This is a genomic window from Microbacterium umsixpiens, from assembly GCF_053543675.1.
Window position 1 is genome coordinate 1 of the sequence record NZ_JBLVOH010000079.1, and the last position, 9,096, is coordinate 9,096.

The window sequence follows — 9,096 nt, forward strand, 5'->3', positions numbered from 1 at the left end:
GGACGCTGGGTCGACGACTACCAGTTCTCTCTCGCCGGCCCCATCTACGCGGGGACGAACGAGGTCCAGCGCAACATCATCGCGGAGCGGATCCTCGGACTCCCCCGCGGCGGAGACGGAAGGCGCGCATGATGCGGTTCCTGCCCACCGAAGAACAGGTCGCGTTCGCCGAGGCCATCGATGAGATCGTCGACGGGGCCGGCGGCGCGGATGTGGCCCGCAGCTGGGCCGACGGCGACACCGCCCCGGGCCTCGCCCTGTGGGAGCAGTTCGCCGAGCTCGGCCTGCTCGGGTTGCGGGTGAGCGAGGACGCGGGCGGCTTCGGCGGAACGCTGAGCGACCTCGTCGTCGTGTTCGAGCGTCTCGGGTACCACGGCGTTCCCGGGCCGTACCTGGAGACGGTCGCCCTGCTGCCCGCCCTGGTCGACGACGACACGAGGGCCGACCTCGCCGCCGGAGCCATCGCGACCGCCGCGGTCGACGGCACGGCCCCGGCTGCCCTCGACGCGACCATCGCATCGCACCGGTACCTCGTGCGCGACGGCGCCCTGCATCGCGGCGAGATCGGAGAGGAGCTGACCTCGGTCGCCCCGACCCGGCGTCTCGCCCGGCTCACCCCGACCGGCGACGCGACACCCCTCGGCCCCGGCGCGCTGGAGGCGGCTCTCAACGAGGCGAGCCTCGCCGCCGCGGCCACTCTGGTCGGCGCCGGAGAGCGGATGCTGGCGGAAGCGGTGTCGTACGCGAAGGTGCGTGAGCAGTTCGGCCGCCCGATCGGCGAGTTCCAGGCGCTCAAGCACCAGCTCGCGGATGTGCGCATCGCCCTGAGCTTCGCCCGTCCGCTCGTGTGGAACGCCGCCCTGCGTGCCGACGAACCCGACGAGGATCGGGCGATATCGGCCGCGAAGGTCGCCGCGGGTGATGCCGCGCTGCTCGCCGCCCGCACCTCGCTGCAGGTGCACGGGGCGATCGGCTACACCGCCGAGCACACCCTGCGCATCTGGCTCGGCCTCGCCCCGGCATTGTCTGCGGCCTGGGGCACCCCGGCGTTCCACCGGGCACGGATCGCCCGCGATATCCTCCCGAAGGAGCGGTGATGTCATTCGAACCCGATGAGGATCAGCAGGAGCTGGTGGCCCTGGTGCGCGGCATCCTGAGCCAGCGTGCCGACAGCGCGGCGACCCGTCGTGCCATAGCGAGCACCGAGCGCTTCGACACCGACCTGTGGCGCCTGCTGTGCGAGGAGATCGGCATCGCCGGCATGGCGATCCCCGAGGAGTTCGGCGGCGCGGACTTCACTCTCCGTGAGGCGCAGCTCGTGTTGGAGGAGATCGGCTACTCGCTCGCCCCCTCCCCGTATCTCGGCTCGGTCGCGATCGCGGCGCAGGCGATCCTGACCACCGGCGACGCGGATGCCGCCGCCCGGCTGCTCCCCGGCATCGCCGAGGGATCATCGTCAGCCGCTCTCGCCTGGGCTGCTCCCGACGGACGCTTCGCCCCGGAGCGGGTCGACGTCCACGCCGAGGACCGCGAGGGCTGGCAGCTCAGCGGCGCGAGCGGGTTCGTCCTCGACGGCGCCACCGCCGACGTGCTGCTCGTGGTCGCTCAGACCTCCGACGGCCCGCGCCTGTTCGAGGTGATCGACACCGAGGCCGTGGTCCGCGAGGACACTCCGACCATGGACCAGACCCTGCGCCTGGGCACGCTGCGCTTCGACGCGGTCGCAGCGCGACCCCTCGGAGCCGTCGACTCGGGCGTCCTGGAGACCGTGCGTGCGCTCGCGCTCGCGGCGATCAGCGCGGTACAGGCGGGAACCGCCGCGCGTGCCCTCGACGAGACCGTGGCATACGCGAAGCAGCGGGTGCAGTTCGGACGCGCGATCGGATCGTTCCAGGCGATCAAGCACCGCCTGGCGGACATGCACGTGCAGGTGGAGGTCGCACGCACCGCGTCGCGCGCAGCATCCGATGCTCTCGCCACCGGAGCCGCCGACCGCTTCGAGCTCGCGACCATCGCGAAGGCGACGTGCTCCGAGGCGCTCGAACACGTCGCCGCCGAGACGATCCAGCTGCACGGCGGCATCGCGATCACGTGGGAGCACGACGCGCACCTGATCTTCAAGCGCGCGCACTCCCTCGGCCGGCTCTTCGGCACCGCTCGCGAGCAGCGCGAGCACGCGGATGACTGGGCGCTCGCGACGGCCTGAGACTCGCGGGTCAGCGCCGGAGCGGAGCGGACTCGGTCCAATCGGTGTACTTGCGGCGTTCCTGGAAGAACCAGCGCCCCTCCCGCCGCACGAGGGTGTCCTCGTAGCGGTCGGCGAGCGTGAAGCGCATCCGCCCCTCCGCCGTCTCGCGGACGTGATGGGACATGCAGGAGGTGTGCGCCCGGGCCGACTCCCCGTCGATCTCGACGTCGCTCGGCGAGAGCACGTGGCTGGTCACGACGAAGGCCGCGAGGGTGTCGAAGGCCGCGATCAGCTGCTCGCGCCCTTCCGGCGACTCCGCGGGTTCGTCCGCCCGGGGACGGAACATCAGCATCCGTCCGTCCGGTGTGAACAGGTCGGCCATCTCCCCCGAGCGTCGCTGATCGGCGAGCCGACCGTAACGGGCGATCGTGTGCGTGATCGCGAGCCAGTCGTCGAAGGTCTCGTTCACGCGGGCTCCTCCGCCCGCTTCCGGTGCAGCGGCGTCGCGGCGTCCGGCGACCAGGAGGTGCGGCGTCGGGCTGGTTCGGCGGCGGAGAGCGGCTCGACCGGATGCAGGGTCTCGCGGCTGCGACGCGCGAGATCCTGGTAGATCCGCACCCCGTTGCGCTTCCACGCCAGGGCTTGTTCGTCGAGCGGCCCGACGACGCGGGCCGGAGCACCGAGCGCTTTCGACCCCGGCGGGATCACCGTGCCCGCGGTCACGACGGCGCCCGCCCCCACCAGCGCGTCCGCACCGATCTCGGCACCGTCGAGCACCGTCGCTCCGATGCCGATGAGCGCGAACGATCCGATGCGGCAGCCGTGCAGCACCGCCCCGTGTCCGACATGACTGTTCGGCTCCAGCACGGCGTCCGCACCGGGGAAGGCGTGGATCACGCACGAGTCCTGCACGTTCGACCCCTCGCCGACGACGATGCGCCCGAAATCGCCGCGCAGGCTCGCGAACGGTCCGATGTAGCAGCCGGGCCCGATGATCACGTCGCCGATCAGGCTGGCCGTCTCGTGCACGAACGCGGTCGGATCGACGACCGGCACGACCCCGTCGAAGGCGTAACTGGGCATCAGGCGACCTGACCGCCGTCGATGATGAAGTCCTGCCCGGTGCAGTAGCTGCTCGCCGAGCTGGCGAGGTAGGCGACGAGGTTCGAGATCTCCTCCGGTCGACCGGCACGCGGGATCGGGATGCGCGAGATGAAGCCGACGCCGGCGCGGGTGTCCTCGGTGATCATGGGGGTGTCGACCGCGCCGGGGCACACGGTGTTCACACGGATACCGCTGCCGCCGAGCTCCCGGGCGAGCGCGCGGGATACCCCGCGCAGCCCCCACTTCGAGGCGGAGTAGGGGACGCGGTTCGCGTAGCCGGCGACGCCGGCGGTGGAGGCGATGTTGACGATGGACGCCCCCTCGCCCATGAGGGGCAGCAGCGCCTGCACCCCCAGCATCGGCCCGATCAGGTTCACATCGAGCGTGAGGCGGATGACGCGCTCCGAGGTCTCGGCGAGCGGCCCCTCCGGGCAGAAGCCGGCGTTGTTGACGAGCACGTCGACGCGCCCGAACCTCTTCTGCGCCGCATCGGCCACCTGCGACCACGCGTCCGCCGAGGAGACGTCGTGCGCGAGACCGATCGCGCGGTCCCCATAGGCCGCGGCGACCTCGGCGACGGCCGCGCCGTCGAGGTCCGTGAGCACCAGGTCGGCGCCGAGATCATGGAACAGCGCGGCGTGCGCGCGCCCCTGACCGCCGGCGGCTCCGGTGATCACGGCGACGCGGCCGGTGAGGTCGATGACGGGCGTTGCTTTCATGGGTTTCCTCCGCGATAGTTATCAAACAAGCATTTGGTTGTATAGCGTGCGATTGAGAAGAGGGAGACGGGATGCCCCGGCTGCACCACATCGGCATCACGGTCAGCGACACCGTCGCGGCGACGGCGTTCTATCGAGCCGCGACCGAAGGCGAGGTCATCGGCCCACTCGCCAAGAGCGGGCCCGCGGTCGAAGCGGCGACGGGGTATCCGGGCGTCGAGATCCTGCTGACCTTCATCCGACTGGCCGACGGCGTGTTCCTGGAGCTCGCCGAGTACCGCGGCGCGGACACCCCGCGCATCGACCCCGACAACGGACACATCGGCGCAGCGCACCCGGCCATCGTGGTGCCCGACATCGAGGCGAGCCTCGCCCGCCTGGCCGCCCTCGGACACCGCCCGCTGTCGCAGATCATGACCGCGACGGCCGGGCCGCTCGAGGGCTACCGGTACGTGTACGTGCTCGGCCCCGATGAGGTGCGGGTCGAGCTGTTGCAGGAACCTCACTGACCCTCCCCCGACTGCCCGTCGAGCAGGAGCAGATCGTCGCCGTCGAGTACGAGATCGGCGGACGCCGCGGAGTCGCGGACGCTCTCCGGACGACTCGCCCCGGGAATCGGGATCAGCACCGGCGATCGCGACAGCAGCCACGCCAGCGCCACCCTCTGCGGGCTCACGCCGTGCCGTTCGGCCACCGCGGCCGCCGCGGCCGCCGCACCACCGAGGCCTTTCGCCGCCCGCATTCCGCCCAGCGGCCCCCAGGCGAGGAACGCCAGGCCGTGCTCCTCGCACCGGCGCAGCACCTCATCGCCGGAACGCTCGAGCACCGAGTACTCGTTCTGCACGCTGACCAATGCCGCACCGACCACGCGCTTCGCGACGTCGAGCTGCGCGCTGTCCACATTGGAGACCCCGACACGCACGACCACGCCGTCGTCGACGAGTCGGCGCATCGCGCCCATCGACTCCTCGAACGGCACCTTCACATCGGGGCGATGGTGCTGATAGAGCGGGAGGGCGTCGAGGCCGAGGCGCTGCGCCGAAGCACGGGCAGCGGCGGCGAGATGCTCCGGCGAACCGTCGACCCACCACGTCGCCGCCGGCCCCCGCGTGTGCCCGCCCTTGGTCGCGACGACCACACGATCGAGGGCATCGGGACGCTGCCGCAGAGCCGCGATCAGAGCCCGCTCGTTCACCCCCATCTCTCCCGTCGGACCGTAGGAGTCAGCGGTGTCGAACAGGGTGATACCGGCATCCAGAGCCGCGTGCACGGCTCGGACACCGCGCTCGATGTCGGCGTCCGGAAGCTGGGTGAGGGTCATGGCCCCCATCCCGATCGCCGAGACGCGCAGGTCGCCGATCGTGCGGACCGGCATCACCGCCCCACGACCGTCCACCCGCCGTCGACCGGAAGACACTGGCCGATCACGTGCGTGGCGTCGCACAGCATCCACACGATCGCGCCGGCGATCTCGGCCGGGTCCGCGAGCCGTCCTCGTGGCGTGCGCTTCTCGACGGCTTCGAGGTCGTATCCGCCGTCGACCATGTCCTGCACCATCGGGGTCAGCGTGTGGCCGGGGGCGACCGCGTTGACCCGCACGCCCCGCGGCGCCCACTCGACGGCGAGGTTCTCCATCAACTGACGCTCCGCGGCCTTCGCCGGGCCGTAGTCCACCTGGTTCGCCCAGCCGCGGTAGGCGGTGGTCGACGACACCATCACGATCGACGCCGGAGCACCGTCGAGGCGCCGCACCATCGCGCGCGACACGGCGAGCGTCCCCACGACGTGCACGTCGTACAGCAGGCGGAGCCGGTCGAGATCCATCTCCAGCGCCGGCACGAACGCGCCACGGATGCCGTGGCAGGCGACGAGCCCGGCGACCGGGCCGAGCGCCCATGCCGCGTCCATCTCCGCTTCGACGGCGGTCTCGTCACGGACGTCCACGATCCGCGTCTCCACCTCTGCTCGTGCGCTCGGCGCGAGGTCGAAGACGGTGACCCGGCACCCGCGAGCGAGGAGCAGGTCCACCACGGCGGCGCCGATCCCGCTGGCACCGCCGGTCACCACCACGTGCTCTGCCATCGACTGTGCGGTCATGCGCAGCTCCCTCGCTGTTCGTCCTCCCGGGCATGCTACTGTGATTCCCAAACAAGCGCTAGGTTTAGCGCCGGTCACGCGAAGGAGCGGGGATGTCGGACAAGCGGGTGAGCATCGAGGAGGCGGTCGCCACCATCGAGAGCGGGATGACGATCGGCATCGGCGGCTGGGGGTCCCGGCGCAAGCCGATGGCCCTGGTGCGCGAGATCCTCCGACGCGACATCACCGACCTCACCGTGGTGGCGTTCGGCGGCCCCGACGTCGGCCTCCTCGCCGCCGCCGGACGCATCCGCCGCCTCGTGTACGGCTTCGTCTCCCTGGACAGCATTCCGCTCGATCCACTGTTCACCCGGACCAGGGAGCGCGGCGGGTTGGAGATCGAGGAGTACGACGAGGGCATGTTCGTGGCGGGCCTGCGCGCAGCGAATGCCCGGCTCGACTTCCTGCCCATCCGCGCGGGCCTCGGCTCCGACGTGCTCCCGGCCAACCCGCGCCTGCGCACGGTGCGCTCGCCTTACTCCGACGCCGAGTACGTGGCGATGCCGGCCCTCTCGCTCGACGTCGCGCTCGTGCACGTGAACCGGGCCGACGAACAGGGGAACGCCCAATACCTGGGGCCCGACCCCTACTTCGACGATCTGTTCGCGATGGCGGCCGAGCGCACCATCGTCTCCGCCGAGAAGGTCGTCCCGACCTCGGCGCTGCTCGATGAGGGCTCGTTCCACACGCTGCTCTTCAGCCGCATCTACGCCTCGGCCGTCGTCGAAGCGCCGCGCGGTGCGCACTTCACCACGTGCGCGCCCGACTACGACCGCGACGAAGCGTTCCAGAAGCACTACGCCGCCTCCGCCAAGGACCCCGATGCCTGGGCCGAGTTCGAGCAGACGTTCCTGCAGACCGACGAGGCCGGCTACCACGCCGCCGTCGCCCGTTTCCACGCCGACCGAGGAGAGTCATGACCACCGACACCACCACCGCGGGCATCGCCTCTGCGACGGCCGGAGCGACGAACGCCGAGATCTGCATCGCGGCCTGCGCCGACACGTACCGGGAGTCGGGCGAGATCCTCGCGCACGCGGTCGGCATCATCCCCGCGCTGGGTGCGCGGCTGGCGAAGCTCACCACCGCCCCGGATCTCGTCCTCAGCGACGGGGAGGCGTTCTTCCTGAGCGGCCCGCCGCAGCCGGGCGACCCGGAGGCCCCGCAGCCGACGATCGAGGGGTGGGCGCCGTTCCGGCGCATCTTCGACATCCTCGCCACCGGCCGACGTCAGAGCATGATGGGCGCGAGTCAGATCGACCGGTTCGGGAACCAGAACATCTCGCTCATCGGCGACTGGGCCCGCCCCACCCGCCAGCTCATCGGCGTCCGAGGAGCACCGGGGAACACCGCGAACCACCGCGTGGACTACTGGATCTCACGCCACAGCACGCGCGTGTTCGTCCCCTCGGTGGACATGGTCTCGGGCGTCGGCAACGACCGCGCACGCGAGGCCGGCCTCGATCATCACCACCTCGGCGTGATCGTGACGAACCTCGCCGTGCTCGGGTACGACGACGAAGGCACCGTCACCGTACTCTCCGTCCACCCCGGCGTCGACCCCCAGTCCGTGGTGGAAAGCACGGGGTTCCCCCTCGATGCGACGGATGCGCCGCTCACGCGCACACCGGATGCCGAGGAGCTGCGACTGATCCGCGAAGTCCTCGACCCGCGCGGCACCCGCACCCGCGAAGTCGCGGACTGACGCGGAATCCACTCAGTCGGCGAGGAGGCCCTTGTGGAGCAGATCCAGGAAGTTGTCGGTCAGGGTCGACGCGGTGTGCCCGCGCCCCGGCCGGTACCACGCGACGGTCGACCACACCGCGTCGCGGATGAAGCGGTAGGCGATGGGAGCGTCGATCGAATCGCGGAAGACGCCGACCTTCTGCCCCTCGGTGATCTGCGCCAGCCAGAGCGCCTCGATGCGCTCGCTGTTCTCGCCGAGGAACTCGAAGCCGGGCTGACGGGCGAGGAACGACAGCTCGTTCTGGTACAGGCCGACCGCGTCGGGCTGGCTCTCGATCGTCGCGAAGGCGTGTGCGATGAGCTTGTCGAGGATGTCACGGGGGCTTCCCCCCTCGGCCACGATCTCTTCGAAGCGGCCCAGCAGGCCCGCCATGAAACTGTGGAGGATCTCCTGCAGGATCGCTTCCTTGGAGGAGAAGTGGTGGTAGAGGCTGCCGGACAGGATGCCCGCTTCATCGGCGATGTCTCGAACCGTCGTGGCGGAGTATCCGCGCTTGGCGATCAGGCGCGCGGCGATCGAGATGATCTGGTCGCGGCGTTCGGAGCTCTGCTCCTGCCGGCCCCCGCTTTTGGTCGTTGCCATTGCTGCTCCTTCACAGAGAATCTCACAAGCGCTTGTTCAAGTGTGCCGCATGTGAGCGTTTTCCCGAAACATCCACTCGGAGTGTACGCATGATATTGGAAAGGACGTCCATGACAGTCTCGGAAGCCACGACAGTGCCCGCCCTCCTCGCGGAGATGGCAGCCCTCGGCGACCATCCGGCCATCGTCGACGGCGACGTGGTCATCGGCTACGCCGAGTTGCAGAACCGGGTGCGCTCCGTCGCCCGCGCCTACCTCGCACAGGGCATCGAGCCGGGCGACCGCATCGGCCTGTGGGCGCCGAACCGACACGAGTTCATCCTGGCGATGCTCGGGGCTCAGCTGGTCGGCATCGCCGTCGTCCCCCTGAACACGCGCTTCACCGGCCATGAAGCCGCGGAGATCCTCGCGCGATCCCGCGCCACCGGCCTGGTCGTCGCCGACGGATTCCTCGGGAAGCCGTACAGCTCCCAGCTCCGCGGCGCCGCAGCCGAGCGCGGAGGCGACGGTCCGATCTTCCCCGGCCTCCCCCACCTGCACACCGCCGTGGCCATCGACGGCGCAGGCGGCGACGGCCTCCTCTCCTGGTCGGACTTCCTCGCGGCGGGATCCGCGGTCACC

13 protein-coding genes are annotated in these 9,096 nt (G+C 70.7%); 7 read left to right on the forward strand and 6 right to left on the reverse strand.

The features are described from left to right. The 3 genes from ACNPM4_RS08100 to ACNPM4_RS08110 all read left to right on the forward strand — a co-directional run. Nucleotides 1-132: acyl-CoA dehydrogenase family protein (locus tag ACNPM4_RS08100; protein WP_448985369.1), on the forward strand; the 132-nt coding region annotated here is incomplete at its 5' end. After that, a complete protein-coding gene (locus ACNPM4_RS08105; protein ID WP_262001616.1) occupies nt 132-1,097 on the forward strand; it encodes an acyl-CoA dehydrogenase family protein in 966 nt (321 codons plus the stop codon). The genes ACNPM4_RS08100 and ACNPM4_RS08105, both read left to right, overlap by 1 nt. Continuing rightward, nucleotides 1,097-2,206, forward strand: coding sequence for an acyl-CoA dehydrogenase family protein (locus ACNPM4_RS08110; RefSeq protein WP_448985347.1), 1,110 nt, complete (start codon nt 1,097-1,099; stop codon nt 2,204-2,206). The genes ACNPM4_RS08105 and ACNPM4_RS08110 overlap by 1 nt, the downstream gene beginning before the upstream one ends. A gap of 10 nt (nt 2,207-2,216) precedes the next feature. Here the strand turns inward: ACNPM4_RS08110 and ACNPM4_RS08115 are convergent, their stop codons facing one another. Genes ACNPM4_RS08115 through ACNPM4_RS08125 form a run of 3 tightly spaced genes read right to left on the reverse strand, consistent with a single transcriptional unit; the run spans nt 2,217 to nt 4,011 of the window. Next, nucleotides 2,217-2,657 (reverse strand): nuclear transport factor 2 family protein, encoded by a 441-nt coding sequence (locus ACNPM4_RS08115; protein ID WP_029262102.1) that lies wholly within the window; start codon nt 2,655-2,657, stop codon nt 2,217-2,219. Beyond that, nucleotides 2,654-3,271, reverse strand: a complete 618-nt coding sequence (locus ACNPM4_RS08120) for a gamma carbonic anhydrase family protein (protein WP_448985348.1) — start codon at nt 3,269-3,271, stop codon at nt 2,654-2,656. Before ACNPM4_RS08120 ends, ACNPM4_RS08115 begins: the two co-directional genes overlap by 4 nt. After that, a complete protein-coding gene (locus ACNPM4_RS08125; protein ID WP_262001619.1) occupies nt 3,271-4,011 on the reverse strand; it encodes an SDR family NAD(P)-dependent oxidoreductase in 741 nt (246 codons plus the stop codon). Before ACNPM4_RS08125 ends, ACNPM4_RS08120 begins: the two co-directional genes overlap by 1 nt. Before the next feature lie 71 nt (nt 4,012-4,082). Between ACNPM4_RS08125 and ACNPM4_RS08130 the strand changes: the two genes are divergently transcribed. After that, nucleotides 4,083-4,520 (forward strand): VOC family protein, encoded by a 438-nt coding sequence (locus ACNPM4_RS08130; protein ID WP_448985349.1) that lies wholly within the window; start codon nt 4,083-4,085, stop codon nt 4,518-4,520. Here ACNPM4_RS08130 and ACNPM4_RS08135 read toward each other — a convergent pair. Further along, nucleotides 4,514-5,386 carry an aldo/keto reductase gene (locus ACNPM4_RS08135; RefSeq protein ID WP_448985350.1) on the reverse strand — a complete coding sequence of 291 codons (873 nt, stop codon included), beginning with the start codon at nt 5,384-5,386 and terminating at the stop codon, nt 4,514-4,516. The genes ACNPM4_RS08130 and ACNPM4_RS08135 overlap by 7 nt on opposite strands. Then, nucleotides 5,386-6,108 carry an SDR family NAD(P)-dependent oxidoreductase gene (locus tag ACNPM4_RS08140; protein WP_448985351.1) on the reverse strand — a complete coding sequence of 241 codons (723 nt, stop codon included), beginning with the start codon at nt 6,106-6,108 and terminating at the stop codon, nt 5,386-5,388. The genes ACNPM4_RS08135 and ACNPM4_RS08140 overlap by 1 nt, the downstream gene beginning before the upstream one ends. Before the next feature lie 92 nt (nt 6,109-6,200). On the opposite strand from ACNPM4_RS08140, the gene ACNPM4_RS08145 reads away from it, so the two are divergent. Continuing rightward, on the forward strand, nt 6,201-7,067 hold the full coding sequence (locus ACNPM4_RS08145; RefSeq protein ID WP_372467445.1) for a CoA transferase subunit A: 867 nt from the start codon (nt 6,201-6,203) through the stop codon (nt 7,065-7,067). Beyond that, the gene (locus tag ACNPM4_RS08150) at nt 7,064-7,852 is read left to right on the forward strand and encodes a CoA-transferase subunit beta (RefSeq protein WP_448985352.1); all 789 of its coding nucleotides are present in this window, start codon (nt 7,064-7,066) and stop codon (nt 7,850-7,852) included. The genes ACNPM4_RS08145 and ACNPM4_RS08150 overlap by 4 nt, the downstream gene beginning before the upstream one ends. A gap of 12 nt (nt 7,853-7,864) precedes the next feature. Here the strand turns inward: ACNPM4_RS08150 and ACNPM4_RS08155 are convergent, their stop codons facing one another. Next, nucleotides 7,865-8,476, reverse strand: coding sequence for a TetR/AcrR family transcriptional regulator (locus ACNPM4_RS08155; RefSeq protein ID WP_029262094.1), 612 nt, complete (start codon nt 8,474-8,476; stop codon nt 7,865-7,867). Between the two features lie 110 nt (nt 8,477-8,586). On the opposite strand from ACNPM4_RS08155, the gene ACNPM4_RS08160 reads away from it, so the two are divergent. Then, on the forward strand, nt 8,587-9,096 hold a 510-nt coding region (locus ACNPM4_RS08160), incomplete at its 3' end, for an AMP-binding protein (RefSeq protein WP_448985353.1).

Coding starts and splice junctions, on each gene's coding strand:
- ACNPM4_RS08105 (WP_262001616.1), top strand. CDS start 132: ATGCGGTTCCTGCCCACCGAAGAACAGGTCGCGTTCGCCGAGGCCATC.
- ACNPM4_RS08110 (WP_448985347.1), top strand. CDS start 1,097: ATGTCATTCGAACCCGATGAGGATCAGCAGGAGCTGGTGGCCCTGGTG.
- ACNPM4_RS08120 (WP_448985348.1), bottom strand. CDS start 3,271: ATGCCCAGTTACGCCTTCGACGGGGTCGTGCCGGTCGTCGATCCGACC.
- ACNPM4_RS08125 (WP_262001619.1), bottom strand. CDS start 4,011: ATGAAAGCAACGCCCGTCATCGACCTCACCGGCCGCGTCGCCGTGATC.
- ACNPM4_RS08130 (WP_448985349.1), top strand. CDS start 4,083: ATGCCCCGGCTGCACCACATCGGCATCACGGTCAGCGACACCGTCGCG.
- ACNPM4_RS08135 (WP_448985350.1), bottom strand. CDS start 5,386: ATGCCGGTCCGCACGATCGGCGACCTGCGCGTCTCGGCGATCGGGATG.
- ACNPM4_RS08140 (WP_448985351.1), bottom strand. CDS start 6,108: ATGACCGCACAGTCGATGGCAGAGCACGTGGTGGTGACCGGCGGTGCC.
- ACNPM4_RS08145 (WP_372467445.1), top strand. CDS start 6,201: ATGTCGGACAAGCGGGTGAGCATCGAGGAGGCGGTCGCCACCATCGAG.
- ACNPM4_RS08150 (WP_448985352.1), top strand. CDS start 7,064: ATGACCACCGACACCACCACCGCGGGCATCGCCTCTGCGACGGCCGGA.
- ACNPM4_RS08155 (WP_029262094.1), bottom strand. CDS start 8,476: ATGGCAACGACCAAAAGCGGGGGCCGGCAGGAGCAGAGCTCCGAACGC.